This is a genomic window from Amycolatopsis aidingensis (assembly GCF_018885265.1).
Classification (GTDB): Bacteria; Actinomycetota; Actinomycetes; order Mycobacteriales; family Pseudonocardiaceae; genus Amycolatopsis; species Amycolatopsis aidingensis.
On the sequence record NZ_CP076538.1, the window covers coordinates 1,566,993 to 1,592,816 of the forward strand.

A 25,824-nucleotide genomic window follows, 5' to 3' on the forward strand; every position below is an offset into this window, starting at 1 on the left:
CACCCGCTATGCCTGCGTGTTCAGCCCGCTCAGTCGCAGTGCTCGAAGGGGCTCTCGTAGTCGGCCGAACCCGCCGAGCCACCCCAGCGGACGCAGGTGTTCGCGGCCTCGGCCCGGACCGGACCGGCGAACCAGGAGAAGTTCCCCGAGTCCGTGCGCCTGCTCGATCCGCTGACCTCCAGAAAGGCCGAGGTCGGAGTGGGCGAGCCGACCGCGGCCGACTTCATCGTGCTGACGCAGTTGTGTCCGTTCGCGGCGTTGTAGGACAGGTACACGGTCCCGGCGTCACCGAGTGGCCTGCTGTCGATCACCCCGTACCCGCTGCCGCAGACCGGAGCGCCGAGATCCGCCGCGGTCACCTTGGACCAGCGGATCGTCTCGTTGGCGTTCCAGGTCGGTCCGGCCTCGTACAACACGCCGACCGAACCCCGGCCGAGGCGCACCAGATCGGAGTAGGCCGCGTCCTTGTCCCAGATCCGCACGCCCTGCGACTTCGTGGTCCAGTTCCCGCCCTCGTCGAAGGAGGAACTGAGTACCAGCTCCTTGCGGCGGTCGCAGGTGGACGGTGCGGTGAAGACCAGGCGGTTGTACTCGTCACCCTGGTCGGTCGCGCTCATCCGGGAGACCGCGCCCTGCACGTTCGGGGCGATCAGGTCCGGTTCGAAGGCGAACCCCTGGCTGAACGACTCCCCGCCGTCGGCGGAGAGGGCGTGCAGCCGGTTGCGGCGGCCGTCGGCCGTGCATTTCGCGTCGGCGTAGGCCTGGTTGCGTGCGGCCACATAGATCCGGCCGTCGACCAGCTGCACCAGGTTCAGCTCCTGTGGGTGGATCGTACCGGTGGAGCTGGTGTAGGTGGCCCCGCGCTGCCAGGTCCTGCCCTGGTCGTCGCTGTAGATGATGGCCGCGCTGTTCTTCCCGTTGTCCGAGTAGTTGATTCCGGCGACCAGCCTGCCCGCGTGCGGGCCCCTGCTGAGCACGATCCCGTGTGCCGGCCCGGTCGCCAGCCATCCCGGCGCCTCGGTGAAGCCCAGCTGACCGGTGAGTACCCGGGGCGCGTTCCAGGTCCGGCCGTGGTCGTCGCTGTGCTGCACCCGGGGAATCCGGCCACAACTCGGGTTCCGCACACACTGCATCGTGGACAGCAGGACGATCCGCCCGGTTTCCGGGATCAGGATTGGCGTCGGATTGCCCTTGGTGTCGCCGTGTCCCTCGATGACCACCCTGGGGGCGCTCCAGGTCCGGCCGCCGTCACTGGACCGCTTCAGCACCAGGTCGATATCGCCCGCGTCGGAGCAGAACCTGTTCCCGCCGTTACGGCCCTCGGCGAAGGCCAGCAGATCACCGTTGTTCGCCTTCAGTACGGCCGGGATGCGGAAACAGTCGTAGCCCTCCGACCGTTCCTGGTACACCACCGTGCTGCCGACCGCGGCCGGGGCAGGAGCGGCGGCCGCGGGGGCCGCCCGCGCCGCCGCCATCGAGCCCGCGATCGCCGTGGTGGCGGCCAGTACCGCCACCGCTTTCCGCGTTGTTCTCACCTCGAGATCCCCGGCTCTCAGTCGCAGTGCTCGAAGTCACTGTGGTAGGAGTCGGATCCGACCGATCCGCCCCATTTCACGCAGGTACGGCCGGCCGCGGCGGACACCGGGCCCGCGTAGTACGAGAAGTCGCCGCTGTCGGTCTTGCGCGCCGAGCCCTGCACCTCGAGGTAGGCCGAGGTCGGGGTGGCCGTGCCGATGGACCTGCTCTTCAGCGTGGTCACGCAGTTGTGCTGGTTCCCGGAGTTGTAGAGCAGGTACACCACACCGGAGCCGCCGACCGCGGCGGAGTCGATCACCCGATAGCCGTCCCCGCAGACTTCGGCCGCGCTGTAGGGGTTCTTGCCGGCGCAGGTGTTCTTCGAGGTGACGTTCTGGATCGGGTAGCCGAACCGCACCCCGTCGAAGTAGGCGGGCTGGATGTTGCCAGGGTAGCTGCCGTCGGTGCGCACCTCGTAGTGCAGGTGCGGGCTGATGTTGTTGCCCGGCTTGCTGGTGTTGCCGACCTCGCCGATCCGCTGCCCGAGCCGGACCTGGTCGCCGACCGCGACCGAACGCACGCGCAGGTGCGCATAGTAGGTGTACCAGCCGCCGCCGTGGTCGATCTTGACCAGGTTGCCGTAGCCGTTGGTGGAACCCTGGTGCGAGGAGATCACCACGGTGCCGCCCGCGGCCGCGACCACGGTGTCCCCGAGGTCCGCGCCCGCCGAGCCGCCGCGGTTGAAGTCGATCTCCCACGAGCGGTGCGCGCTGCTCGCGCTCTGGTTGCCGTTCCAGGTCTGGCCGCAGGGGAACGGCAGCTGGAAGGCGGGGCGCGGTCCGGCCTCGTCGGCCGCGCTGGCCGTTGTGGCCACCGCCGCCGTGCCCGCGAGCCCCATGACCAGTGCCAGGCACAGGGTGATCGCTCTGCTGAGCTTCATATGTGATCCCTTCGGATGAGGGTGGAACTCCCGCGGACAGGCTGCCGCCCGCCCGCACAAAACCCGTACAACCGCGTTTGCCCTCCACATCCGTGTGTTTGCCAGCCACATGCACGCGTTGGCCCGCCACATACGCGCGCCGGACGTGCCAGGCCGATACCGCCCCGCCGGTCCGTACGGGAACGGCAAACTCGCGTACGTGGGCGGCAAACGCGTGCGCGTGGGCGGCAAACGCGTGCGCGTGGGCGGCAAACACGACGACTACGGCAGCGCCTTCGCGCTCAGCACCGCTTTCCCGGTCCGGTGATCAGACGCCGGGGCCACCCGTACCGTCGAAATAGTCCTTGAACAGGATCTCGCTGATCCGGGTCGTGGTCTCCTCGCCGACCTGGTAACCGTTGTCGACCACCTGCGTGTTGTTCATCATCGCAAGTGTGTAGCGCGCATCCGGTCCGGCGAAACCGACCGAGTTCATCAGCCAGGACCCATCGGCGTTGTCATCGGCCCAGCCGTTCTTGTTCCCCGGCCGGGCCGCGGTGCCCGCGCCCCAGACGCCCCATTGCTGGTTGGGTGCCACCGTACGCAGCTCGCGCACGAGGTAGTCGCGATCCCTTGCAGGCAACCGCTCGAGTGCGTAGTCGACGAGCCTGCCGAGATCGTCGGCGGTGGTGCGAATCCAACCCCAATGATGCGGATGGTCCTCGCTGAACCGCATATCGGTCATCCCGTAGTCCGGAAAGCGGGTCGCGAACTCGGTACCGCCGTAGCGGTCCCACAGGATGTGCGCGGCATCGTTGTCACTGGAGTGCAACATGGCGCGCATCAGGGCACGATCATCGGCGGTGAGGCTGACCGCCCCGGACTCGGCCCGGACCAGCAGGTCCACCACCATGGCCAGCTTCGGCGTCGAACACGCCCAGATCAGGGTGCCCGAGTGGGCATTGCGCCAGATCGCGCCGGTCCGCCGGTCGCGGAGCACGATGCCGGTGAATCCGGGCCTGCTGCGCGCGTACCGCTCGGCGGCCACGATGCGGGCGCGCAGTTCGGGGTCGAAGGCTTCGATGCCCTGTGCCTCCCCAGCGGCGGCCGTTCCGGTGCTCGCCTGTGCCGCTGGTACCGGCAGGATTCCGGTCAGTAGCGCGACCAGCATCACGTGTATGGCCATCCGTCGGCGGCGAGCTCTCACGGCGCGACTATAGCCACCCCGTGGGGTCAGTGCCGGTCGGCGGGGATGATGATCCACAACGCCAGGTAGGCCAGCAGCTGCGGGCCGGGCAGCAGGCAGGAGACCACGAACAGGATCCGTACGGTCTTCGGCTTCCAGCCGAACCGCTCGGCCAGGCCGGCGCAGACGCCGCCGAGCACCCGGTCGTGCCGCGACCTCGTCAATGTCGTCTTCACTGTTGTCGTCATACCAGCAACGATGCCGCTGCCATGGCGGCCGCGGCATCGGTGATCACCCTGATCCCACCCGGAGATCAGTCCCCCGCCGCGTTCCTTGACATCGCGACCTCCACCCCGTCCAGCAGTACCCCGAGCCCGGCCTCGAACATCTCGCGGGCCTGTCCTTCCAGGTAGGAGGTGTCGCCCCCGGCCTGGGGCACCCGCTCCTCGCTCTCCAGCCAGACCAGCAGCGGGAACCGCGCGGTGAAGTCCGGCACGACCTCCTGCAGGATCCCGGTGCGGGAGTACCACCACTCTTCCTCGGAAACCCCGGTCTCCGGGACCGCCTGCCGCGCCTCGGCCGCGGTCTGCGCGGTGGCGCGCACGAACTGGAACACCGTGCCGATGATCCGCCGCAGTTGCCCGGCACCCAGCCCGGTCTCCCGGAAGAGGCCGGTCACGGTCTCGATGAGGGCGTACTCATGCGGGCCGAGTACCGGACGTGCCTGCGACACCTGCAGCATCCACGGATGCCGGAGGTAGAATGCCCACAACTCTCGTGCCCAGCTGGTCACGGCCGCCCGCCAGCCGGTGTCCGCAGGGTACTCCGTGGGGAGCTCGGCAAGCGCCTGATCGTACATCAGGTCGATCAGTTCACTTTTCTTCGGGACATACGTGTAAAGGGCCATCGCAGTGCGTCCGAGACGCTCACCGACCGCTCGCATGGACAGGGCCGACATGCCATCGGCATCGGCAACCGCGATGGCCGCGGCCACGATCTCGTCCACGCTCAGGCCCGGTTTGGGTCCTGGTCTCGTGCCGGGTTCCGGGACGTCGTGGCCGGCGTTGCGCCAGAGCATCGCTATCGAACGACGTGCGTCCCCCTGCCCGGCAAACACGACCACTTGCGACTCCTTACAGCATAAACTAATCTGGTCGGGGCAAATCTTTACGTCGTAAATATATCAGGAGAGGCGGTAGGGTTTTGATCCATCCAGAGGCTGCGTCGGTATCGGCCGGGCAGCGCTCGGCCGCGGACAGTCACGGCATGATCGAGGTCCGTGGTGCCAGGGAGAACAACCTGACCGGGGTCTCGCTCGACATCCCCAAGCGCAGGCTCACCGTGTTCACCGGGGTGTCCGGCTCGGGTAAGTCCTCGCTCGTGTTCGGCACGATCGCGGCCGAGTCCCAGCGCCTGATCAACGAGACCTACACGGCCTTCCTCCAGTCCCTGATGCCGAGCCTCGGCAGGCCGGATGTGGACGCCCTGCGCAATCTCAGCGCGGCGATCGTGGTCGACCAGGAACGAATGGGCGCCAACTCCAGGTCGACAGTGGGCACCGCGACCGACGCGCAGGCCATGCTGCGGGTCATCTTCAGCCGGATCGCCACCCCGCATATCGGCGCCGCCAGTGCCTTCAGCTTCAACGCCGAGGGGATGTGCCCGGAGTGCGAAGGCATCGGCAGGGTGTCGGACCTGGACGTGCACGAGCTGGTGGACATGGACCGCTCGCTGAACGAGGGGGCGATCACCGTGCCAGGGTTCGAGGTCGACTCCTGGTACTGGCGGATCCTCGCCCATTCCGGCTTCGTCGACCCGGAGGTGAAACTGCGGGACTACACGCCCCAGCAGTGGGCGGACTTCCTGCGCAAGCCCACGACCAAGATCAAACAAGGTGGCAGCACCATCACCTACGAAGGGCTCGCGGTCAAGGTCCGGCGGCTGTTCCTCAGCAAGGAACGGGACTCGATGCAGGCGACCATGAAGTCCTTCGTGGATCGCGCCGTGACCACGACCGGCTGTACCGCCTGCGGCGGCACCCGGCTGAACGAGGCCGCCCGTTCGGCCACCATCGAGGGCCTGAACATCGCCGAGTGCGCTGCCATGCAGATCAGCGACCTCGCCGAGTTCATCCGCAAGATCGAGGTCGAGTCGGTGGGCCCGCTGCTGGAGACCCTGCGCGACACCCTGGACTCCCTGGTCGAGATCGGTCTCGGCTACCTGAGCCTCGACCGCGAGTCCGGCACGCTTTCCGGCGGCGAGGCGCAGCGGGTGAAGATGGTCCGGCACCTCGGCTCCAGCCTCTCCGACGTCACTTACGTGTTCGACGAACCCACGGTCGGGCTGCACCCGCACGACATCCAGCGGATGAACGACCTACTGCTGCGGTTGCGGGACAAGGGAAACACGGTGCTCGTGGTGGAGCACAAACCCGAGGTGATCGAGATCGCCGACCACATCGTCGATCTGGGCCCCGGCGCAGGGCCCGCAGGGGGACGGCTGTGTTTCGCCGGTGACCTGGCGGGGCTGCGCCGGTCGGACACCCTGACCGGGCGCTACCTCGACCACCGGGCCCGGCTACGCGAGCGGCCGCGGCCCGCCCGCGGCCAGTTGCCGATCACCGGGGCCACCACGCACAACCTCCGGAACGTGAGCGTGGACATCCCGCTCGGGGTGCTGACCGTGGTCACCGGCGTCGCCGGTTCCGGGAAGAGCTCGCTGATCCATGGCTCCCTGTCCGGCCGGGAGGGCGTGCTGGTGGTCGACCAGTCGCCGATCCGTGGGTCCCGGCGCAGCAACCCGGCGACCTACACCGGCCTGCTCGACCCGATCCGGAACGCCTTCGCCAAGGCCAACGGGGTCAAGCCCGGCATGTTCAGCGCCAACTCCGAGGGCGCGTGCCCGAACTGCAAGGGGATCGGGCTGGTCTACACCGACCTCGCGATGATGGCGAGCGTGCCCTCGGTGTGCGAGGACTGCGATGGCAAGCGGTTCGTCCCGGAGGTACTCGGATACACCCTGCGCGGTAAGAACATCAGCGAGGTACTCGGCATGTCGGTGACCGAGGCGCGCGAGTTCTTCACCAGCGGGCAGGCCAGGGTGATTCTGGACCGGCTGGTCGATGTCGGCATGGGCTATCTCGGCCTGGGGCAGCCGCTCACCACCCTCTCCGGAGGCGAACGGCAGCGGCTGAAGCTGGCCATCCACATGGCGGAGAAGGCCGCGACCTACGTGCTGGACGAGCCGACCACCGGACTGCACCTCGCCGATGTCGACCAGCTGCTGGCGCTGCTCGATCGGCTGGTGGGTGCCGGCAACTCGGTGGTCGTGATCGAGCATCACCAGGCGGTGATGGCCCATGCCGACTGGATCATCGACCTCGGCCCGGGGGCGGGCCATGACGGTGGCCGGATCGTGTTCGAAGGCCCTCCGGCCGAGCTCGTCGCCCGCGGGGACACTCTCACCGCCCAGCACCTGCGGTCCTACGTCCGGCGCCCCGCCTGCTGAGCCGGGAGGGTCAGCGGGTGGCGAAGCGGTCGAGGGCGTCGCGGATGCCTGCGCGCATGGTCTCGCTTCCGGTGTGCCCGGAGTCCTCGACCACCACCAGTTCCGATCCGGGCCAGGCGCGGGCGAGCTCCCATGCGGTCTGCACCGGCCCGCCGATGTCCTGCCTGCCGTGCAGCAGCACCCCGGGGATTCCGGCCAGCTTGCCCGCGTTGCGCAGCAGGTCGTCCTCGGGCAGCCAGGCGGCGTTGGCGAAGTAGTGCGTCACGATCCGGACGAAACCCTGCATATCGGCCCCGACATGGGTGGTGTAGGCGTTCGGCACCCCGCTCGGTTCCAGTGAGACGACGGTGTCTTCCCAGGTCAGCCACTCCCCGGCGGCCCGTGCCCGCACCGCGGGATCGGGGTCCTCCATCAGCTGCGCGTAGCCCGCGGCGAGGTTGCCGTCCCGGTACGCCTCCGGCGCGCCGGCCCGAAAGCGGTCCCATGCCTCGGGGAAGAACCGGCCGACACCCCGGGTGAGCCAGTCCACCTCCGCGCGCCGGGTGGTGGTGATAGCGGTGAGCACGATCTCGGAAACCCGCTCCGGGTACCGCTGCGCGTAGGCGAGGATCAGGGTCGAGCCCCAGGAGCCCCCGTGCAGCAGCCATCTCCCGATGCCGAGGTGCTCGCGCAGCAGTTCCATATCGGCGATCAGGTGCTGGGTGGTGTTGTGCCGCATGTCGGTGGCCGGATCCTCGGCGAGCGGCCTGCTCCGCCCGCATCCGCGCTGGTCGAAAAGGACGAGCCGGTAGGCGTCCGGGTCGAAGTACCGGCGGTGCCGGGGTACGCAGCCCGAGCCGGGACCGCCGTGCACCAGCAGCGCGGGTTTGCCCTCCGGGTTGCCGCAGGCCTCCCAGTACACCTGGTTGCCATCGCCGACATCCAGCATGCCCTGCTCGTACGGCTCGATATGCGGGTACAGCTCGACCATCTTCCGCCCCTTCGGATAGATACAACAGTGCTGTTATATTAACGCTGTGACATCTACTGCCGAACCGGGGCCCGAACTGCTCGGCACCCGGCTGCGTCACCTGCTGGAGCTGCTGGACGGCGGGGTCGCCGAGGTGGAAGCGGAACTCGGGCTGGTCGGGTTCCGCCCGCGTTTCGCACCGCTGGTGCGCACGCTGGCCGCGGCCGGTCCGCTGTCGATCCGGGAACTGGCGAACGCGGTCGGGGTGACCCACTCCGCCGCGAGTCAGACGGTGGCGCAGCTGGTCAAGCAGGGTCTGGTGACGCTGTCGCCGGGGGCGGACGCGCGGCAGCGCATTGCCCGGCTGACCCCGAAGGCGCGGCAGTTGCTGCCGACCCTGGAGACGGAGTGGGTGGCCGTCACCGAGGCGGCAAGGGAGCTGGACGCGGAACTGCCCTACCCGCTGAGCCGCCTGGTCGAGGAGGCGCTGGGCGCGTTGCGGCGACGGTCGATGCGGGAGCGGGTGGCCGCCGTGGCGCCCGATCTCCTTGCCCGGCGCACATGGCACGGCGGCGAGCACGCTCCTGAGGGCTAGGTGCGTGCCCGCCGCCGCGGGTCTACCGGGTCAGAACCCGGCGGTGATGCGGGTGAACTCCCATTCCGGTTGGGAGATCCCGCTGCAGTTGGAGGTCACGCCCCCGTTCGGGCAGGGGCGGTCCCTGTTCACCGCCCAGTACGCCAGCCTGGCCAGGCCGTTGCCCTTGGCCCAGTCCCGGATCTGCGTCCAGTCCGAAAGGCTGGTCAGCTCGCGCTGGTCGGAAAGGCCGTTCATGCCGGAGATGCCCATGTGCCCGTATGCGGTGGCATCCGACCAGCCGAAGGTCGACTTCAGCTTGTTCTTCAGCCCTTCGGAGGCGCTCACCGTGTCCTGGTACATGTCCGAACCGCTGAAGTTGAACGGCATGATGGTGAACACGTCGACCCCGACCTGCAGTTCCTGTGCCCGCTCGATCAGCCGGTTGCCCCAGTAGTTGGGGCCGGAGCGCAGGGTGGGGAAGGTGAGGATCGTTTCGATGCCGGGATTGTTCTGCTCCACGATCCGCAGCGCGTTCAGGATCCGGTCCTGCACCGTGGGGTTCTCGAACTCGTCGGTGTTCTCGATGTCGATGTCGATCGAGTTCAGGCCGTAGGCGTCGATCACCTCCTGGTAGGCGCCGGCGAGCGCCTCCGGGGTGGAGCAGTTCGGGCCCAGCTTGTTCCCGCTCCAGCCGCCGATGGAGGGCACGACCTGCCCGCCTGCGGCCTGGATGCTCGCGATGGTCCGCGCGTCCACGCTGCCCTGCAGCGGCCGGGTGCTGTCCCAGGCGGGGGAGCAGCCGCCGTCGGAGAGGATGAAGGCCATGGTGAACGCCTCGATGCCGGTCTCCTCCATGACCATTGTCGCCGAGGGCGGGTTGCCCCAGCCGAGATAGAGGTAGGGCGCGGCGCCGATGCCCTCGGGCTGGGTGCAGCCACCCGTCGTCGCGGTCACCGAGCCGCTGCGGGCGGACTCACCGGCGTCGTTGTACGCCGCCACGGTGTAGCTGTGCGTGGTGCAGGAGCCGAGCCCGGAGATGGTGGCCGAGGTGCCCGAGGTGGTCGCGCGCAGCGAGTCGCCCTCGTAGACACGGTAGCCGGAGACCGTGCCGCTGGATGCGCCCCAGGAAAGGGAAATGCTGGAGTTGCTGGTGCCGGTCACGCTGGGTGTGCCGGGGGCGCTGGGTGCGCCGGGCTCGCCCGGCCCGCCACCGCCGTCACAGGGATCCCCGTTGAACGTGCAGTTCTGGATCCCGCTGATGCCGCCAGGGGCACCGTTGAAGCCGAAGGAGGTGCTCGACCCGGCCGCCAGGGTGGGCGCCCAGCTCGGGTTGCGGAAGGTGTAGTGCTGGCCGCTGCTGGTGCGCTGGGCGTTCCACGAGCTGCTGATCGAGTAGCCTGCCGGCAGGTCGAACTCGATGGTCCAGCCGTTCAGCGCGGTCGCGCTGTCATTGGAAACCGTGATCTTGCCTTCGAATCCGGTGCCCCAGTCGGACACCTTGGTGAAGGTCGCCGTCAGGCCGGGCGCCGCGTTCGCCGGTACGGCCGCGAGACCGAGCAGGGCGGCCGCGGTGGCCACGGACAGCACCAGGAGTTTTCGGATTTTGGACATCAGTGTCCTCGCAGGGGTGCAGGGGTTGTGGTACGGCCGCGCGAGTGGGCTGGCACGGCCGTGACTCCTCAGTGTCGCCTCCTCAGTGTGGGGCAGAAACTCAGATTGGTCTAGACCTAGCCGCCGCGAGATGGCAGCATTCCGTCCGTTGTGCCACGCATCACAACTACGCTCAGCAAGAGAGGCGGCGATGCAGATGCGGAAGGCCCGAAATCCACGAACACGGATCGGGTACGCGTTCTCCGTGCTGGCCGTGGCCGCCGGCATGGTGGCTGGCAGCGCCCTGGCCGTGGAACAGCCCGCGGCCGCGGCGACGCTGGAGTCCCCACAGGACATCGTGCCGGCGCCGGTATCGGTAGAGCCCGCGGACGGGGTGGTCCACGACCTCACCGCGGACACCACGATCTACACCCAGGGGGGCTCGGCCGAGGCCAGGGCGATCGGCGAGCAACTGGCTGGCCTGCTGCGCGGATCGACCGGCTACCCGTTCCCGGTGGCCGACGCGCAGGGGCAGCCCACGGACGGTGTTTCCCTGCTGTTGTCCGGTGCGGACCCCCAGGTCGGCGCGGAGGGCTATCAGCTGGAGGTGACGGCGGAATCCGTCGTGCTGCGGGCGAACGAGGCCGCGGGCCTGTTCGCGGGCATGCAGACCCTGCGCCAGCTGTTGCCTGCCAAGGTGGAGAGTGCCACCGAGCAGGAAGGCCCGTGGCAGCTGCCCGGGGTGTCCATCACGGACTATCCACGGTTCCACCACCGGGGCGCGATGCTCGACGTCGCGCGGCATTTCCACCCGGTGGACACGGTGAAGCGCTACATCGACCAGCTGGCCCTTTACAAGGTCAACTACCTGCACCTGCACCTGACCGATGATCAGGGCTGGCGGCTGGTCATCGACAGCTGGCCACGGCTGGCGACCTACGGTGGCAGCACCGAGGTCGGCGGCGGTCCCGGCGGCTACTACACCAAGGCCGAGTACAGCGAGATTATCGACTACGCGGCGAGCAAGCACATCACGGTGATTCCGGAGATCGACATGCCGGGGCACACCAACGCGGCGCTGGCCTCGTACGCGGAGCTGAACTGCGACGGGCAGGCCCCGCCGTTGCGTACCGACATCGAGGTCGGGTACAGCTCGTTGTGCATCAACAAGGAGATCACTTACGAGTTCGTGGACGACGTGATCCGCGAGCTCGCCGCGCTGACTCCCGGGCCGTACATCCACATCGGCGGGGACGAGGCCAATGCCACCACCCCGGCCGACTACCAGACGTTCATGGACCGGGTGCTGCCGATCGTCGAGAAGTACGGCAAGAAGCCGATGGGCTGGCACGACTTCATCGAGACCACAACCGACACCGAAGCGGTTCCGCAGTTCTGGGGTACCACGACCTCGAGCCAGGCCGTTGCCGACGCGGCACAGCGGGGCAACAAGGTACTGATGTCCCCGGCGAACAAGGCCTACCTGGACATGAAGTACAACTCCAGCACCCCGCTCGGTCTCAGCTGGGCAGGCTACACCGAGGTGGACGACGCCTACGACTGGAACCCGGGTTCCTACCTGAACGGGGTCCCGGAGTCGGCGGTGCGCGGGGTCGAAGCTCCACTGTGGAGCGAGACCATCGAGACCCCGGCGCATATCGACTACATGGCGTTCCCGAGGTTGCCCGCGATCGCCGAGCTCGGCTGGTCGCCGTGGTCGACGCATGACTGGAACGCCTTCCGCGAGCGGCTCGGCGCCCAGGCGCCGCGCTGGGAGCAGATGGGCCTGGAGTTCTACCGTTCCCCGCAGGTTCCCTGGCGGACCGACGGTGGCGGTGAGCCAGGCGAGTGCACCGCACCCGCATGGAACTCCTCGACCGTGTACACCGGCGGGGACCAGGTCTCGCACAACGGATACAACTGGACTGCCAAGTGGTGGACCAGGGGCGAGGAACCGGGCACCACCGGTGAATGGGGAGTCTGGCGCAACGACGGCCCCTGCTGAGGGAGTAACGGTTCCGGTGGTGGGCGCCGCGCGGGAGGCGGGGCGCCCACCACAGCCGCGTACGGCGGCGAGCGTAACCGCGAAACCCGCTTCCCACCGGACGCGCAGGCCGGTTCCGCCCGGCGACCCTGGGTGCCATGAGCAACCCAGTAGAGACCACCGGGCTGACGAAGCGCTACGGCGACCTCGTGGCCGTCCAGGATCTCAACCTGACCGTGCGCCCCGGTGAGGTGTACGGCTTCCTCGGCCCCAACGGCGCTGGCAAGTCCACCACCCTGCGCATGCTGCTCGGCCTGATCCGGCCCAGCGCGGGCACCCTCGCCGTGCTCGGGCGTGGGCCCGGTCCCGGTTACCTGCGCGGGGTCGGCGCGCTGATCGAGGGGCCCGCGTTCTACCCGCATCTTTCCGGCCGGGACAACCTGCGCGTGCTCGCCGGGCACGCGGGCGTGGCCCGCGCCAGGGTGGCGGAGGTGTTGCGCGCCGTCGAGCTGACCGAGCGGGCCAGGGACCGGTACGCGACCTACTCGCTCGGGATGAAGCAGCGGCTCGGCCTCGCCGCCGCGCTGCTCAAGGATCCCCAGCTGCTCATCCTGGACGAGCCGACCAACGGCCTCGACCCGGCCGGGATGGCCGATATGCGGGTGACGATCCGCGGACTGGCCGAGACCGGCCGCACCGTCCTGCTTTCCAGCCACCTGCTGGCCGAGGTGCAGCAGACCTGCGACCGGGTCGGGGTGATCGCGGGGGGAAGGCTGGTCGCCGAGACCACGGTCGCCGAGCTGGGCTCCGGCGGCGTGTTGCGGGTGGTCGCCAGGCCCGCACGGGAGGCACGGGACCACCTGCACCGGCTGCTCGGTACCGCGGCGGTGCGCCGGGACGGGGATGCGTTCGAGCTGTCGGTGGACCCGGAGCGGGCGGCGTGGATCAACACCGAGCTGGTCGGCAGCGGCCTCGAGATCAGTGAGCTGCGCTGGTCCGAACCCGATCTGGAACGCACCTTCCTCGAGCTGACCGGAGGGCAGACCGATGCGCGCTGAACTTCGTGCCGAACTGAGCAAGCAGGCGCGCAGGCCGGCCTGCTGGCTGCTGCTGGCGGTGACCGTGCTGCTGAGCCTCACCTTCGGCTACCTGATCCCGTACGCCGGATACACCGGAACCGCCTCCGGCGCCCCTGCCGCCGACCGCGGCCTGGCCGCCATGCTGCCAGCCGAGTTCGTCGGAACGGCCGTGGCCGGACTGCCGGTGTTCGCCGGGGCACTGGCGTTGATCTTCGGCGTGCTGGTCGCGGGCAGCGAGTACAACTGGGAGACCTGGAAGACGGTGTTCGCCCAGCAGCCCAGCAGGCCGCGGGTGTACGCGGTCAAGGTGGCCACCGTGGCGGCAGGCTCGCTGCTGGCGGTGCTGGCCCTGCTCGGCGCGACCGCGACGGCCAGCGCGGTGATCGCCTCGCTGGAGAACCAGCCGATGAACTGGCCTTCCCTCGCCGGGATACTGCTGGGCGCGGGCGGAGGCTGGCTGGCGGCCACGATGTGGGGATCGCTCGGCATGCTGCTCGCGGTGGCCCTGCGGGCGGTCGCGCTGCCGATCGGGCTCGGCCTGGTCTGGCTGCTGGCCGTGCAGAACCTGCTGAGCAGCATCGCGGCCCCGCTGCTGGACTGGATCGCCGATGTGCAGCGGGTGCTGCCCGGTCCGAACGTCGGCGCGCTGGTGGCCGGGCTCGGCGCACCGGCCGGAACCCCCGGGGTGGAGGCCATCGTCGGCGCGGGCCAGGCCGCGGCCGTGGTCGCCGGGTACTTGCTGGTCTGCTGTGCCGCGGGTGGCTGGCTGCTCGCCCGCCGGGACATCACCTAGCAAGCACGCGCACCGGCCGGACCCGGCGGCCCCACCGCGGGGAGCGCCGGGCCCGGCCGGTGGCCGGGTCGTCAGGAACGGGTCAGGGCCACGCCGTAGTGGTTGGCGGCGTCGACCACCGGCTGGTAGTAGGAGTAGTAGCCGGTGGCGTTGTCACCCTCGTTGAACCCGCATTCCGAGCCGATCGGGCCGCCGGAGGTCATGCCCTGGGCGGTGTTGCCCGCGATGTAGGCGCCGCCGCTGTCCCCGCCCTCGGTGCAGACGGTGGACCTGGCAAGGCCGCGGGTCGTGACGCTCTCGCCGCTGTAGCGGACACTCTGGTTGTAGTGCGTGATCTCGCCGCAGGTCCAGCCGGTGGTGTTGCCTGCCTTGCACAGGTGCGTGCCGATCGGCGCCTTCGAGCTTCCGGTGACGGCGACGGTCCGGCCGGTCCTGGTGTCCACGTAGCCGCGGCCGGTGTCCTCGGAGTCGATGTCCATCAGGCCCATGTCGGTGCTGGGGAACTCGCTCGCGACACCCTGGCCGAGGTGGTTACCCGCGGCGTCGTAGATGTCCGGGTTGCCGGAGACGCAGTGTCCCGCGGTGAGCATCACGTTGTTACCGTCCGAAGTGGTGCCGGGAAAACCGAGCGTGCAGTTCGTGCCGGGAACGAGATCCATGATCTGGCCGGGGATCACGTCGGCGGTGGGCGTGTTCTGCGGCCCGGTGTGGACGCTCACCCCCGGCACGGCGTCCAGCCGCTCGATCAGGCCCGCGCTGGCCCCCGGCTGGACCGTGACGGTCACCGTGTCGGACACCAGGTCGGGTCCCCAGGAGCGGACCTGGTCGAGGTCGGCGCCGATCACCGACTCCAGCGAGTCACTGATCGCGTTCAGCCGCTGGGCACCCCGCACACCGGTGCGCGCCTTCAGCCCTTCGGCGCCGACAGCGCGGGCCGAGGCGGTGTCCGCGACGTTCACCACGAGTGAGCCCGCGGAGTCGAAGAACGCTCCGTCGGTCGCGACCCCGCGTTGCCGGACCTCGGCCAGCGCGGCGGTCAGCGCGCGCTCACGGTTCAGGGTGTCGGCGGCCTGCTCGGTGCTGACATCCAGGTGGTCAGCTAGGGCACGCAGCATCGCCGGGTCGTACGAAGGGGTTTCCGGGGCGGCGGCCGCCGAGGGGCTGAACAGCGCCGCGCCGAGTACGGCACTCACCATCGCGACAGCGACAGGACCGGTTTTCCTCATGAGTTCCACTTTCGATAGCAGGGGCGTGGAAAGGCGCAATGACACGGAAACGGCCCGGTAATGAAATGCTCCCGCTGGCGGGCCGATCCCGCGCCTACTACGCCCGATTCGTCCGTCCGTCCTTTTCGGCCGGACGATTCATGAGGTTAAAAATTCCGATCCGGTCGGCAGTACCAACGAAAGTCTTGTCAGACCATGTCCAGACTTTCGTCGGGTATTTCCGGCTCAGCCGTCATACCGGGAGGACCCGGCGGCTCGGCTGAGCCGTCAGCCCGCCCGGGTAGGGTTGTTGCCCTGTTCGTGTTGCCGTTGCTCGGCCATGGCGTGTGCGCCGAGCAGGGCGGCGACCGCCAGCAGCGCGATACCGCCGCCGATGCACAGTGGCACGCTCAGCCCGATACCGCTAAGGCTCGGACCGTCCAGCACGATCGCAAGCAGGAAGAGCACGGCGGCGAACACACCACATACCGTGGCATGCAGCCAATCCACATCGGGGCGGTCGTTCACCGCGAACTGCCCGGAAGGCACGCCAACCATGTTCCAACCTCCTGATCGACGGTTGTCACAGCGTGGATATCCCGATGACCTCAGTGTCCGCCGCTCGCGGGCCCGCGCGCAACATGACACTGCGCCAGCCCTCAAGTCCCAGCCCCTGGCGGTGGAGGAGGTTGCGTCTGGGTCTTCGCTCGGGGTCCAGGAACGTGGGTGGGATGAGTTCGGGTAGTCCGTTGCGTATGCGCATTGACCAGTCGGTGTGGTGGATGAGGTTGTGGTGGTACCAGCACAGCAGGGTGAGGTTGTGTAGGGCGGTGGGTCCTCCGAGGGCCCATGGGGTGACGTGGTGGGCGTGGCATGGTTTGGGTTTTCTGCGGCAGCCGGGGAAGGTGCATCCGCGGTCGCGCAGGATCAAGGCTCTGCGGATGGCCAGGGGTACGGTGCGGGTGCGTTGTCCGATGTCGAGGATCTCGCCTCGCCCGCCCAGGACGGCGGGCACGACGTAGGAGTCGCAGGCCATCCGCCGGATTTGGGCGGCGGAGTAGGACTCCTGTCCGTGTAGTAGCCCGTATCCGGTGCCGTGTTTGAGGTCGTCGAGGGTGATGGTCACCATGACGGTGAAGGGTTCGCCCGCTTCGGTGGGTCCTTCTTCGGGGCATCCGGCTGCCACGCGCAGCACGTCGGCGAACGCGTCCCCTTGCCGCTGGAACTTGCTGCGCCGGTCCGGTTCGTCTGTGGTGCTGGCGGGTTTGGCGCGGGGTTCGATCAGCCCGGTCAGTACCGCGGCGGTTTCGGCGTCCAGCTCGAAGGTGCCGCGGAGTCGTCCGCCGCGGGTTTCGCGCCAGTCCAGGGAGCGTTCCGGCCGGGCCAGTTCCTCCTCGCTCGGTGGGTTCCCGTCCTGGTCCAGCCGCGCCAGAATCTCTTTACCCAGGGCGGTGACGGTGTGGGGTTCGTACTCCCGCGCCGCCTTGGTCAGCAGCGCCTCGGCATGCTCCCGATCCGGCAGGCTGACCGGCTGCGGGAAGCGGGCGATGGTGGCGCGGATGGTCTCGATGTGCTCCGGCCCGATCACGCCCTCGGCCGCGGCGGCACCGACCTCGGGCAGGTCGGGCTCCAAGGGTATCCCACCCGGGCCGTAGCGCCGCACCACCGCCCGCGCATGGGCCACGCGCTGGCGGGCGTCGTAGGCGTTGAGCCGCAGGATCTCCCGGGTCAACGTCGGCAGGTCGCGGTAGCCCTGCTGGCTGGCTGTGTCGCGGCCGTCGAGTTCGGCCAGGACCGCCAGCTCCCGGGCGTACAGAGCTCGCCGCTGCTGTTCGAGGTCGCCCAGCGCGGTCAGGAGTTCCTCCTCGCTCATGCGGGAGGTGTCGATGCCGAAGGTCCTGGTCACAACCCCAGACTACCGCGATATCGACCACATGTTCGATACACGATCAGGTGATACGAGGTGGGCCGGACCCGTTTCGGCGTCGGCATGCCGTGGGTACTCCTGAGTTCGTGAGCAGACTGAGCTTTGCCGCTGTCTCGCTGTGCTGCGCGGCCGTGACCCTGGTCGGCTGCACCGGTGAGCCCGGCGAGAACGCGGCGGGAGACCCGGGGACCCAGCAGAACACCGCACCCGCGCAGGGTGAAGGGATCGGTGCGAGCTATGCCAATGTCGTGGAGCAGGTGGCGCCGTCGGTGGTGACGGTGCGCACCGAGCGGGGCGTCGGCAGTGGCGTGGTGTTCCGCGAGGATGTGGTGCTGACCAACCGGCATGTGGTGGCGGGCCGTTCCAGCGTGCGCATCGGGTTCGCGGACGGTACCGAGTCCGCGGGCGAGGTGCTGGCCACGGACCGGATCACCGACCTCGCCGTGATCCGTACCGAGCGGGCCGGGCTGCCGGTCGCCAAGTTCCGGACCGAACTGCCCCGGCCCGGCGACCGGGTACTCGCCCTTGGCAGCCCGCTCGGCCTGCAGAACACCGTGACCGCGGGCATCGTGTCCGGGCTGCACCGGGAGGTTCCCGGTGCGTCGAGCCGTACGCACGCGCTGGTGGACCTGATCCAGACCGACGCCCCGATCTCCCCTGGCAACTCCGGCGGCGCGCTCGTGGACGTCCAGGGCAGGGTGATCGGCATCAACGAGGCGTACCTGCCGCCGGAGAGCGGTGCGGTGTCCATCGGATTCGCCATCCCCTCGGCCACCGCCCAGGAGGTGGCCAAGCAGTTGCTGGCCGACGGCACGGCCGAGCATCCCTACCTCGGCGTGTCGCTGGCGCAGCTCACGCCCTCGATCCGGGAACAGCTCGGCGTACAGGTCGAGCAGGGCGCGCTGGTGCAGCGGGTCGAGGAGGGTGGTCCGGCCGCCAAGGCGGGACTGCGCACCGGCGACGTGATCGTCCAGTTCGGCGACACCAAGGTGGCCGCCGTGGAAGACGTGCTCGGCGCCCTGCGCGGTACGGAACCGGGCCAGCAGGTGACCCTCACCGTGGCCAGGGGCTCCGAGCGCCAGCAGATCGAGGTAACCGTCGGCACCCGGTCCGGCTGATCGCATCAGGTCGGCGCGGACACGAACCGGGCACCGGACACGTTCGTCACCTCGATCGCGGTGACCTCGGAGGGCCGCACGATCGCCGAGCCGTCCAGGGTGGTGCCCTCCGCGGCGCCCTTAGCGGACACCACCCAGCTGCCCGCGATCCGGCGCTTGCCCTCCTTGTCCACCACCAGCAGCAGGCACTTCTCGCCGGCCGGGATGCCGCTGACCGAGGCGTTCACCCGCACCCAGCCTGCCGCTGGCGTCACCCTGGCGGTCATCCGGGCGCCGGTCTCCGGATCGGTCCCGGAGACCACCTGGGTACCTTCCGGCAGCGCGGTACCGGTCACCGATGGCGGCTGGGCCACATTCGTCGTGCCCGTCGAGTTCTGCCCGACCAGGAAACCCACCGCCAGCACGAGGCCCACCACGATCGCCGCGGCGACGCCGGTGAGCAGCCTGCCGCGGGTCCGGCCCGCCACCGCCTCCCTGCGGACCTGCCGCAGGGTGCGGCCCAGCACCAGTTCACTGCTCTCCGGCGGGCCGTGCAACAGAGCCTCCGCCGGGAGCTCGCCCATCATCTCTCGTACCTCCATGAGCCCTTCGAGCTCGGCGCGGCAGGTCGGGCAGCTCGCGAGGTGCTGCTGGACGGCCCGCGCCTCGGCCTCGTCGAGCGTGCCGAGCGCGTACGCCCCGAGTAGCGGTGCCTGGTGTCCCTGGCCGGTCATGCCGGTACTCCTTCCCACGCCGCCCGCCGATCGGCAAGCGCCGCCCGCAGCGCCCGCAACGCATGATGCGAGCGGGACTTGACCGTTCCCTGCGGAATGCCGAGGATCCGCGCGGCCTCGGCCACGCTGCGGTCGTGGAAGTAGATCTCGAGCAACACGGTCCGATGGTCGTCGGAGAGTTTCTCGATGGCGCCGAGCACGCTCATCGAGTCCACCACCGTCTGCGCGTGATCCCCGTGCACCGGGGTCGTCGCGGGGGACTCGGCGACCTCGGTTGGCCGCGCCGCCCGCGCCCGTGCCCTGTCGATCACCAGGTTCCTGGCCACGGTGAACAGCCAACCGCGGATCGAGCCCTCGGTCGAGGCGAGTGACTCCGCATTGCGCCAGGCCCGCATGAGCGTCTCCTGCAACACGTCCTCCGCGGCCGCGCGGTCACCGGTCAGCCGGACCGCGTACGCCAGCAGCGCCTTGCCGTGTTCCTCGTAGAGCGAGCGGACCAGCGCCTCGTCCCTCGACGCCGCCCTGCGGGCAAACAGCCTCGCCATGCCGACTCCCTGGTTGGCCACGCCGCCGTTTCCGGCGGTCGTTGCTGACACGGAGCACGGGGTGGCCGCGGTTCAAATCTCGCCAGGGCACACCGGGAAGCGCAGGTCAGCTCGTGGTCTCGGCCAGCCTGCCGGCGAGGTAACGGCGTTCGGCCTCGGTACCGGCGAGTTCGATGGCCTCCCGGTAGGCGTCCGCGGCCTCCGCCGCCCTGCCGAGCCTGCGGAGCAGATCGGCCCGGGTGGCCGGGAGCAGGTGGTACCCGGCCAGTTCCCCCGCGTTCGCCAGGCGTTCCACCAGCTCCAGCCCGGCTTCCGGGTGGTACATCCCGACGGCGACGGCCCGGTTCAGCTCGACCACGGGGGAGGGCGCCTCCCTGGCGAGCCGGTCGTAGAGCCCGGCGATCTGCGGCCAGTCGGTGTCCGCGGCGGTTTTCGCGGTGGCATGGCAGGCCGCGATCGCGGCCTGGATCTGGTACGGCCCGGCGCGCCCCCGCTGCAAGGCGAGGTCCAGCAGGGCCACCCCCTCGTCGATCTTCTCGGTGTCCCACTGATCACGCCGCTGTTCCTCCAGCGGGATCAGCTCACCTCCGGCACCGACCCTGGTGGCCCGGCGGGCATCGTGCAGCAGCATCAGGGCGAGCAGGCCGCTCGCCTCCGGCTCCGCCGGCATCAGCTCGGCGAGCAGGCGGGCCAGCCGGATCGCCTCGGCGCAGAGGTTCTGCCGGACCAGGTCGGTCCCGGCCGTGGCCGTGTACCCCTCGTTGAACAGCAGGTACAGCACGCCGAGCACGGCCGCCGTCCGGTCGGCCAGCAGGTGGGCCGGCGGCACCCGGTAGGGGATGCCCGCATGCTGGATCTTGCGCTTGGCCCTGGTCAGGCGTTTGGACATGGTCGCCTCGCTGACCAGGAAGGCACGTGCGATCTCGGCCGTGGTCAGCCCGGCCAGGGTGCGCAGGGTGAGTGCGACCCTGGCTTCGAACGCGAGTGCCGGATGGCAGCAGGTGAACATCAGGCGCAGCCGATCGTCCGGCACACCGCTGTGCGCCTCCTCCTCAGCCTCCGACGGCTGGGGATCGGCCAGCAGCGCCGCCTCCCGCAGCTTGGCCTCGCCCACCGCCTCGCGGCGCAGCCGGTCGGTCGCCCTGTTCCGGGCCACGGTGGTGATCCACGCACCCGGACTGCGCGGCACGCCTTCCTCCGGCCAGCGCCGCAGCGCCTGCGCGAAGGCCTCCTGCGCGCATTCCTCGGCGAGGTCCCAGTCGCCGGTCGTCCGGATCAGCGTCGCCACGACCTGCCCCCATTCCTGGCGGAACGTCGCCGCGACGGCCTGCTCGATCTTGCTTGTCACCGTCGGTGCATCGCTCCCTTCCCGCCGTCCACAGTGGCGCTGCGAGCAGCGTACGCCCGACCGGTGACAAGAAAGGGCGCGTCGCCGGGGACAGACGGTTTGTCAGTAGGACACGCCGACCTCCGCCCGTACCGCCGCCGGTTCGGCCGCCAGCGCGAGCATGGCGTGTGCCAGGTCAGCGCGGGAAAGGGTGTGCCCGCCCGGCACGTTCCCGCCGATCCGCTGCCGGTAGCGCCCGGTGTGCGGGCGGTCCAGCAGCCGGGGCGGGCGCACGATCGTCCACTCCGCCTCGCTGCGGCGTAGCTCCTCCTCCATCCGGCCAAGGTCGGCGTAGGCATCCCGGAATACCCTGCGTACCAACGGGACGAGCAGCACCTTGCCGAGCAGGGGCTCCGCAGCGGGAGTCGGGCCGACCGGCACCGCGCTCACCACCACCAGCCTGCGGGTGCCTGCCTCCGGTAGCGCGCGCAGGATCGACCGCACCGCCGTGCTGGCGATATCGCCCCGCCGCCTGCTCGCCGCCAGCGCGGAGAACACCGCCTCCGCGCCCTCCAGCGCGGGCCGTAGCGCATCCGGATCGGTCACCTCCGCGGTCAGCACCGTGAGGGCCGCGTGCCGGACCGGCAGCCGGGCGGGATCCCGTACCACCGCCGTCACCTCGTGCCCTGCCGCCAGCGCCTGCCGGACCAGTTGCGTTCCAGTGCCACCGGATGCCCCGAACACCGTGAGTCTCATCAGGGTCCCTTCCTGGTTGGTGCGTGTTCACCCGGCACGATATCCTGGTGGGTAAGTACTCACTCACCGGAGGACTCCGATGTCATCGCAGCAGGCGCGGCCGACCCGGCAACGCATCCTGGACGCCGCGGAGCAGCTGATGCGCAACGTCGGGCTGGCCAAGGTGACCACCAAGGAGATCGCCCAGGCGGCCGTATGTTCCGAGGCCGCCCTTTACAAGCACTTCGTCAGCAAGGAAGAGCTGTTCGTGGTGGTGCTACAGGAGCGGCTGCCCCCGGTCGGCACCTTGCTTGCCGAGCTCACCGCGGATCCCGGCGGTAGGTCCACAGTGGAGTGTCTGGTGGACGTCGCTCGTGAGGTCACGGAGTTCTACGCCTCGACCGTGCCGATCACCGCCTCGCTGTTCGCTGAGCCCGCGCTGCTGCGGCGTCATCGGGACGCCATGCGGGCGCTGGACAAGGGGCCGCAGAAACTGCTCGATGCGCTGGCCGGTTTCCTGTATGCCGAGCGGCGGCGGGGCCGGATCGGTCCGGACGCCGATCCGGATGCCGCCGCGGCCGCCCTGCTGGGCGCCTGTTTCCAGCGCGCGTTCCTGAGCCACTTCTGGGCGGTACCCGACGACTCCGCGGCACTGGACGCCTTTGCCCGCGGGGTCGTGCGCACCGTGGCGGAGGGTATCCGGCCCGCGTTGTAACTACACCGACTAGTCGGTACAGTAACTACGGTGAGACCGAGTTCGAGAACTGCGATCCTGCGGGCCGCCGTACGTCTGGCGGAACGCAGCGGTATCGCCAGCCTCACCCTGGACGCCGCCGCGCAGGAAGCCGGGCTGAGCAAGGGCGGGCTGATCTATCACTTCGCCACCAAGGAGCAGTTGATGCTCGCCGTGGTCGAGCACATCACCGGCTGCTGGGACGAGGAGATGTGTGCTGCACTGGGCAAGCCGTTCGAGGAGGCGGGTCCCGCGGAGCGAGTGGTGGCTTACACCACCGTGGTCGCCGGTAGCACCGCGAGCCGGGCGGATCTTGCCGTGCTGGTCGACTCCGTGCACGACGCGAGCCTGCTCGCCCCGTGGCATGCCTTGCTCAGCAAGTGGATCGGCAGCCCACCGGCGCGGCCGCGGCCCGCGGAAGTGGACCGCGTGGTGGCCCGGCTGGCCGCCGACGGGCTGTGGATGGCCGAGGCGACCGACACCACGGGGTTCGGCGCGAGTATGCGGACGGCGGTGGTGGCCAGGATCGGCGAGCTGGCCTGCTCGGAAGGGAGCCGGGCGTGAACAAGTGGTTCCTGCTGGGCAGCGCCATCCTGCTGGAGGTGGTCGCCACCCTCGCACTGCGGGCAATGGACGGCTTCAGCCATCCCTGGTGGCTGATCGCGGTGGTCGCGGGCTACGGCGGTGCCTTCGTGCTGGTCGCCAAGGTGCTCGCGGCCGGGATGCCGGTCGGGGTCGCCTACGGCATCTGGGCCGCCTCCGGGGTCGCGCTCACCGCGGTCGCCGGTGCCGCGATCTTCGGCGACGACCTGACCTGGCCGATCACCGCCGGGATCGCGCTGGTGATCGGCGGGGTGCTGCTGGTGGAGATCGGGTCGCAGCGGGCTTGCAGGGGCCGGGCATGACCTGGTTGCTGCTCGCCTGCGCGATTGTGCTGGAGGTCGTGGCCACCCTCTCGATGAAGGCCTCGCACGGTTTCACCAGGAAGGCCTGGATCGTGCCGGTTGCGTTGGGCTACCTCGGAGCCTTCACCCTGCTGGGTGCGGTACTGGCGCGCGGGATGCCGGTCGGGGTCGCCTACGGCGTATGGGCGGCCTCCGGGGTCGCACTGACCGCCCTGCTCGGCCGCCTGATCTTCCGGGAGCCACTCAGTTTGCTGATGGCCGCCGGTGTCGTGCTGATCGCGGGCGGGGTGCTGGTGATCGAACTCGGTGCGCAGGCCGTGGCCTGAGATAGGACCCATTCCTGGGGTATCACTCAGCGGGACGTAGTGGTTTCACCGGCGCGTTTGTACTTTTCTACCGCACCGGCCGCGACCCCGAAGCCGGCAGATGCGGAGGATCCGTCATGGAAAAGCAGCGAAGATCCATCGTGCCGGTTGTCGTCAAGGCGACGGCGCCGGTATTCCTGGCGGCCGGGCTCGCGCTCGTCCCGGTCGGCACGGCCAGCGCGCAGCAGCCGAACTGCAACGGTATGCCCGCGACGCAGGTTGGTACCGCCGGGGCCGACGTGCTGTTCGGCACCGCAGGGCAGGACGTGTTCGTCACCCTGGCCGGAAACGACATCGTCTTCGGCCTCTCGGGCAACGACATCGTCAACGGCAACGCGGGCAACGACACGCTGAACGGCGGTGCCGGTATCGACAACCTCGACGGCGGCGCAGGCAACGACATCGTCAATGGCAACGCGGGCAACGACACCTTGACCGACCCGGCCGGAGTGGACGCAGGCAATGGCGGCGCGGGCGGGGCCGACCGGTGCGACTCCCGGTTCGAGGCGATCGCCAACTGCGAGATCATTTTCTGACCGGGTTGCGGAGATCGCGGAGTCAGGCCTTCTTTCGGGTGGCAGAACGAGTGGCCGGTCCCGCCGTGGCCGGCCACTCCCGTCCGGCTGCCGACCGCCGCTACAGCACCGCCACCCTGCGCAGGGCCACCGCCGCGGCCAGCGTGTCCGGTACCACCCAGCACGCCTCCACCATGCCGTCCCGGACCGCGAGGGACACGGCGAAGTCCAGCACGAACCGCGCATTGGTCGCGCGGACCCGGCAGCGCGCGCTGCCGATCACCATGGCGTCCTCGTCGTCGACGATCAGCCTGCGCACGGTCAGCGTGTCCAGCCCGAACACCTCGTGGAACCCGAGGACGAAGGCCTCCAGTTCGCGCCGGGTGCGGGTGCCGTTGCCGAGCGAAAGATGGGCCGGAACCGGGCCGCGCCATTCCAGGCGTGGCGCGAACAACCTGGCGACTCCCGCGGCATCGGCCGCGCCGAACCTGCCAAGTAGTGACTGCACGAGTTTGAGCGTGGAAGAAGCCACCACCGGCCAGACACCCTTCTCCGCGGTCGCCGTCCCCCAGCCTACCGGAAACCGACACTAATAGTGTGGTGCCGTTGGTTCCTTTCGGGGAAAGGGGCGGCACTAATCCGGTCGCCCGATCAGAGCAATAAACCGGGAGTACGGCCTGATCTACTACTCGCGTTTCACCTGTTCGCGTTCAAAATTGAAACTTTTCGCCACACTTGCCGGAATAGGGTGTACTGCCGTCGATCGCGTGCCATAGTCGGCGATGCCGTGAACGTCGACATCGCAGGGGGTTGCTGATCATGGAAGGTAGCGGAGTGGGCGAGCAGGTGGCGGCGGATCCGCGCCGCCCGTTCCTGGATCGTCTCGACCGCAGGTCCAGCGAGCAGCTCCGCGGCCTGGGCACCCCGCAGCGGTTCTACCGGGGGGATGTGCTGATGCGGCAAGGCGAGCCCGGCGAGTTCGTGATGCTGCTGACCGAGGGGCGGGTGAAGATCACCGGGCAGGGCCGGGAGGGCTCGACGGTCATCCTGGACTTCGGTATCCGGGGCGACCTGTACGGCGAGATCGCGGTCGTGGCCGGTGGTACCCGGCTCGCCGATGTGGTGGCGATGGGCCCGGTCGAGGTCAGGCGGATCGCGGCCGTGGAGTTCCACCATTTTCTCGATCAGTTCCCGAGCGCGACCAAGGAACTGTTGGTCAGCATCGCGCGGAGATTCCTGGTGGCGCAGGCGCAGCGCAAGGTGCCGAGGAAGACGAGCCCGCTCAGCCGGGTGGCGGAACGGCTCTCCTACCTGGTGGACATCTGCGGGGTGGCGACCCAGCAGGGCTGGCTGATCGATATCCCGTTGAGCCAGAGCGAGCTCGCGCAGTTCGTCCCGCTCGGCCGGACCGTGGTGGCGGAGGCGCTGGAAAGCCTGCGCACCCTCGAGGTGATCACCAGCTCCCGGATGACCATCGTGGTCACCGACCGGAGCAAGCTGGATACACTACACCGGCAGCAGGTGTGACGTAGAGCACACCGGACGGGGGAGATTACTCGCCGATATGTTCAGTGGCGAACAGAACTCTCGCCGGCTACTCGACAGACTTCTCCCTGCGGACTGATCGAGTACTGTGC

At 69.3% G+C, this 25,824-nt stretch carries 27 protein-coding genes; 12 read left to right on the plus strand and 15 right to left on the minus strand.

The features are described from left to right. Positions 1 to 29: 29 nt before the first annotated feature. From KOI47_RS07540 to KOI47_RS07560, 5 genes are all read right to left on the minus strand, one after another. Entirely contained in the window at positions 30 to 1,535 is a 1,506-nt protein-coding gene (locus KOI47_RS07540) for a sialidase family protein (protein WP_232376601.1), read from the minus strand. Between the two features lie 17 nt (positions 1,536 to 1,552). Continuing rightward, a complete protein-coding gene (locus KOI47_RS07545) occupies positions 1,553 to 2,455 on the minus strand; it encodes a M23 family metallopeptidase (RefSeq protein ID WP_216215211.1) in 903 nt (300 codons plus the stop codon). Between the two features lie 307 nt (positions 2,456 to 2,762). Next, on the minus strand, positions 2,763 to 3,605 hold the full coding sequence (locus KOI47_RS07550) for a serine hydrolase (protein ID WP_216217168.1): 843 nt from the start codon (positions 3,603 to 3,605) through the stop codon (positions 2,763 to 2,765). Between the two features lie 62 nt (positions 3,606 to 3,667). Beyond that, positions 3,668 to 3,868, minus strand: a complete 201-nt coding sequence (locus KOI47_RS07555) for a PspC domain-containing protein (RefSeq protein ID WP_216215212.1) — start codon at positions 3,866 to 3,868, stop codon at positions 3,668 to 3,670. A gap of 65 nt (positions 3,869 to 3,933) precedes the next feature. Beyond that, positions 3,934 to 4,743, minus strand: a complete 810-nt coding sequence (locus KOI47_RS07560) for a TetR/AcrR family transcriptional regulator C-terminal domain-containing protein (RefSeq protein ID WP_216215215.1) — start codon at positions 4,741 to 4,743, stop codon at positions 3,934 to 3,936. 143 nt (positions 4,744 to 4,886) lie between these two features. Here KOI47_RS07560 and KOI47_RS07565 point away from each other — a divergent pair, with 143 nt between their 5' ends. Next, positions 4,887 to 7,127, plus strand: coding sequence for an ATP-binding cassette domain-containing protein (locus KOI47_RS07565; RefSeq protein WP_216215216.1), 2,241 nt, complete (start codon positions 4,887 to 4,889; stop codon positions 7,125 to 7,127). Between the two features lie 10 nt (positions 7,128 to 7,137). Here KOI47_RS07565 and pip read toward each other — a convergent pair whose 3' ends face one another. After that, a complete protein-coding gene (gene pip / locus KOI47_RS07570; protein ID WP_216215217.1) occupies positions 7,138 to 8,097 on the minus strand; it encodes a prolyl aminopeptidase in 960 nt (319 codons plus the stop codon). Positions 8,098 to 8,143: 46 nt separating this feature from the next. Between pip and KOI47_RS07575 the strand changes: the two genes are divergently transcribed. Beyond that, positions 8,144 to 8,671, plus strand: a complete 528-nt coding sequence (locus KOI47_RS07575) for a MarR family winged helix-turn-helix transcriptional regulator (protein ID WP_232376603.1) — start codon at positions 8,144 to 8,146, stop codon at positions 8,669 to 8,671. 30 nt (positions 8,672 to 8,701) lie between these two features. Here KOI47_RS07575 and KOI47_RS07580 read toward each other — a convergent pair whose 3' ends face one another. Further along, positions 8,702 to 10,264: a cellulose binding domain-containing protein gene (locus tag KOI47_RS07580; RefSeq protein ID WP_216215218.1), complete on the minus strand. Its 1,563-nt coding sequence runs from the start codon at positions 10,262 to 10,264 to the stop codon at positions 8,702 to 8,704. Between the two features lie 190 nt (positions 10,265 to 10,454). On the opposite strand from KOI47_RS07580, the gene KOI47_RS07585 reads away from it, so the two are divergent. From KOI47_RS07585 to KOI47_RS07595, 3 genes are all read left to right on the plus strand, one after another. After that, a complete protein-coding gene (locus KOI47_RS07585; RefSeq protein WP_408629896.1) occupies positions 10,455 to 12,248 on the plus strand; it encodes a family 20 glycosylhydrolase in 1,794 nt (597 codons plus the stop codon). A 137-nt stretch (positions 12,249 to 12,385) separates the two neighbouring features. Further along, positions 12,386 to 13,285: an ABC transporter ATP-binding protein gene (locus KOI47_RS07590; protein WP_216215219.1), complete on the plus strand. Its 900-nt coding sequence runs from the start codon at positions 12,386 to 12,388 to the stop codon at positions 13,283 to 13,285. Then, positions 13,275 to 14,099, plus strand: a complete 825-nt coding sequence (locus KOI47_RS07595; protein WP_216215220.1) for an ABC transporter permease subunit — start codon at positions 13,275 to 13,277, stop codon at positions 14,097 to 14,099. Before KOI47_RS07590 ends, KOI47_RS07595 begins: the two co-directional genes overlap by 11 nt. Before the next feature lie 71 nt (positions 14,100 to 14,170). Here the strand turns inward: KOI47_RS07595 and KOI47_RS07600 are convergent, their stop codons facing one another. The 3 genes from KOI47_RS07600 to KOI47_RS07610 form a co-directional block, all read right to left on the minus strand. Beyond that, on the minus strand, positions 14,171 to 15,325 hold the full coding sequence (locus tag KOI47_RS07600) for a S1 family peptidase (protein WP_216215222.1): 1,155 nt from the start codon (positions 15,323 to 15,325) through the stop codon (positions 14,171 to 14,173). A gap of 267 nt (positions 15,326 to 15,592) precedes the next feature. Next, positions 15,593 to 15,862: a hypothetical protein gene (locus tag KOI47_RS07605; RefSeq protein WP_216215223.1), complete on the minus strand. Its 270-nt coding sequence runs from the start codon at positions 15,860 to 15,862 to the stop codon at positions 15,593 to 15,595. A gap of 25 nt (positions 15,863 to 15,887) precedes the next feature. Further along, complete coding sequence (locus KOI47_RS07610) at positions 15,888 to 17,210, minus strand: HNH endonuclease signature motif containing protein (RefSeq protein ID WP_216215225.1); 1,323 nt, start codon at positions 17,208 to 17,210, stop codon at positions 15,888 to 15,890. 107 nt (positions 17,211 to 17,317) lie between these two features. On the opposite strand from KOI47_RS07610, the gene KOI47_RS07615 reads away from it, so the two are divergent. Next, positions 17,318 to 18,349: a S1C family serine protease gene (locus KOI47_RS07615; RefSeq protein WP_232376604.1), complete on the plus strand. Its 1,032-nt coding sequence runs from the start codon at positions 17,318 to 17,320 to the stop codon at positions 18,347 to 18,349. Between the two features lie 5 nt (positions 18,350 to 18,354). On the opposite strand, the gene KOI47_RS07620 is transcribed toward KOI47_RS07615, so the two are convergent. From KOI47_RS07620 to KOI47_RS07635, 4 genes are all read right to left on the minus strand, one after another. Beyond that, positions 18,355 to 19,062: a zf-HC2 domain-containing protein gene (locus KOI47_RS07620; protein WP_216215226.1), complete on the minus strand. Its 708-nt coding sequence runs from the start codon at positions 19,060 to 19,062 to the stop codon at positions 18,355 to 18,357. Beyond that, positions 19,059 to 19,607 carry a sigma-70 family RNA polymerase sigma factor gene (locus KOI47_RS07625; protein WP_216215229.1) on the minus strand — a complete coding sequence of 183 codons (549 nt, stop codon included), beginning with the start codon at positions 19,605 to 19,607 and terminating at the stop codon, positions 19,059 to 19,061. Before KOI47_RS07625 ends, KOI47_RS07620 begins: the two co-directional genes overlap by 4 nt. Positions 19,608 to 19,713: 106 nt before the next feature. After that, positions 19,714 to 20,955, minus strand: a complete 1,242-nt coding sequence (locus tag KOI47_RS07630) for an RNA polymerase sigma factor (protein WP_216215231.1) — start codon at positions 20,953 to 20,955, stop codon at positions 19,714 to 19,716. Between the two features lie 102 nt (positions 20,956 to 21,057). Next, on the minus strand, positions 21,058 to 21,690 hold the full coding sequence (locus KOI47_RS07635) for an NAD(P)-dependent oxidoreductase (RefSeq protein WP_216215232.1): 633 nt from the start codon (positions 21,688 to 21,690) through the stop codon (positions 21,058 to 21,060). A gap of 79 nt (positions 21,691 to 21,769) precedes the next feature. Here KOI47_RS07635 and KOI47_RS07640 point away from each other — a divergent pair, with 79 nt between their 5' ends. The 5 genes from KOI47_RS07640 to KOI47_RS36115 all read left to right on the plus strand — a co-directional run bounded on the left by KOI47_RS07640 (position 21,770) and on the right by KOI47_RS36115 (position 24,208). Then, complete coding sequence (locus KOI47_RS07640) at positions 21,770 to 22,384, plus strand: TetR/AcrR family transcriptional regulator (protein ID WP_216215236.1); 615 nt, start codon at positions 21,770 to 21,772, stop codon at positions 22,382 to 22,384. Positions 22,385 to 22,414: 30 nt separating this feature from the next. After that, entirely contained in the window at positions 22,415 to 22,966 is a 552-nt protein-coding gene (locus KOI47_RS07645; protein WP_216215238.1) for a TetR/AcrR family transcriptional regulator, read from the plus strand. Next, on the plus strand, positions 22,963 to 23,307 hold the full coding sequence (locus tag KOI47_RS07650) for a DMT family transporter (protein WP_216215240.1): 345 nt from the start codon (positions 22,963 to 22,965) through the stop codon (positions 23,305 to 23,307). Before KOI47_RS07645 ends, KOI47_RS07650 begins: the two co-directional genes overlap by 4 nt. Beyond that, complete coding sequence (locus KOI47_RS07655; RefSeq protein WP_216215242.1) at positions 23,304 to 23,633, plus strand: DMT family transporter; 330 nt, start codon at positions 23,304 to 23,306, stop codon at positions 23,631 to 23,633. The genes KOI47_RS07650 and KOI47_RS07655 overlap by 4 nt, the downstream gene beginning before the upstream one ends. A gap of 116 nt (positions 23,634 to 23,749) precedes the next feature. Continuing rightward, on the plus strand, positions 23,750 to 24,208 hold the full coding sequence (locus KOI47_RS36115; RefSeq protein WP_216215244.1) for a calcium-binding protein: 459 nt from the start codon (positions 23,750 to 23,752) through the stop codon (positions 24,206 to 24,208). A gap of 100 nt (positions 24,209 to 24,308) precedes the next feature. Here KOI47_RS36115 and KOI47_RS07665 read toward each other — a convergent pair whose 3' ends face one another. Then, a complete protein-coding gene (locus KOI47_RS07665) occupies positions 24,309 to 24,695 on the minus strand; it encodes a nuclear transport factor 2 family protein (RefSeq protein WP_216215245.1) in 387 nt (128 codons plus the stop codon). Between the two features lie 326 nt (positions 24,696 to 25,021). Between KOI47_RS07665 and KOI47_RS07670 the strand changes: the two genes are divergently transcribed. Next, positions 25,022 to 25,714 carry a Crp/Fnr family transcriptional regulator gene (locus KOI47_RS07670; RefSeq protein WP_232376605.1) on the plus strand — a complete coding sequence of 231 codons (693 nt, stop codon included), beginning with the start codon at positions 25,022 to 25,024 and terminating at the stop codon, positions 25,712 to 25,714. Positions 25,715 to 25,824 lie beyond the last annotated feature (110 nt).

Coding starts and splice junctions, on each gene's coding strand:
- KOI47_RS07545 (WP_216215211.1), bottom strand. CDS start 2,455: ATGAAGCTCAGCAGAGCGATCACCCTGTGCCTGGCACTGGTCATGGGG.
- KOI47_RS07550 (WP_216217168.1), bottom strand. CDS start 3,605: ATGCTGGTCGCGCTACTGACCGGAATCCTGCCGGTACCAGCGGCACAG.
- KOI47_RS07555 (WP_216215212.1), bottom strand. CDS start 3,868: ATGACGACAACAGTGAAGACGACATTGACGAGGTCGCGGCACGACCGG.
- KOI47_RS07565 (WP_216215216.1), top strand. CDS start 4,887: ATGATCGAGGTCCGTGGTGCCAGGGAGAACAACCTGACCGGGGTCTCG.
- pip (WP_216215217.1), bottom strand. CDS start 8,097: ATGGTCGAGCTGTACCCGCATATCGAGCCGTACGAGCAGGGCATGCTG.
- KOI47_RS07580 (WP_216215218.1), bottom strand. CDS start 10,264: ATGTCCAAAATCCGAAAACTCCTGGTGCTGTCCGTGGCCACCGCGGCC.
- KOI47_RS07585 (WP_408629896.1), top strand. CDS start 10,455: ATGCAGATGCGGAAGGCCCGAAATCCACGAACACGGATCGGGTACGCG.
- KOI47_RS07590 (WP_216215219.1), top strand. CDS start 12,386: ATGAGCAACCCAGTAGAGACCACCGGGCTGACGAAGCGCTACGGCGAC.
- KOI47_RS07595 (WP_216215220.1), top strand. CDS start 13,275: ATGCGCGCTGAACTTCGTGCCGAACTGAGCAAGCAGGCGCGCAGGCCG.
- KOI47_RS07600 (WP_216215222.1), bottom strand. CDS start 15,325: ATGAGGAAAACCGGTCCTGTCGCTGTCGCGATGGTGAGTGCCGTACTC.
- KOI47_RS07605 (WP_216215223.1), bottom strand. CDS start 15,862: ATGGTTGGCGTGCCTTCCGGGCAGTTCGCGGTGAACGACCGCCCCGAT.
- KOI47_RS07620 (WP_216215226.1), bottom strand. CDS start 19,062: ATGACCGGCCAGGGACACCAGGCACCGCTACTCGGGGCGTACGCGCTC.
- KOI47_RS07625 (WP_216215229.1), bottom strand. CDS start 19,607: ATGGCGAGGCTGTTTGCCCGCAGGGCGGCGTCGAGGGACGAGGCGCTG.
- KOI47_RS07635 (WP_216215232.1), bottom strand. CDS start 21,690: ATGAGACTCACGGTGTTCGGGGCATCCGGTGGCACTGGAACGCAACTG.
- KOI47_RS07640 (WP_216215236.1), top strand. CDS start 21,770: ATGTCATCGCAGCAGGCGCGGCCGACCCGGCAACGCATCCTGGACGCC.
- KOI47_RS07655 (WP_216215242.1), top strand. CDS start 23,304: ATGACCTGGTTGCTGCTCGCCTGCGCGATTGTGCTGGAGGTCGTGGCC.
- KOI47_RS36115 (WP_216215244.1), top strand. CDS start 23,750: ATGGAAAAGCAGCGAAGATCCATCGTGCCGGTTGTCGTCAAGGCGACG.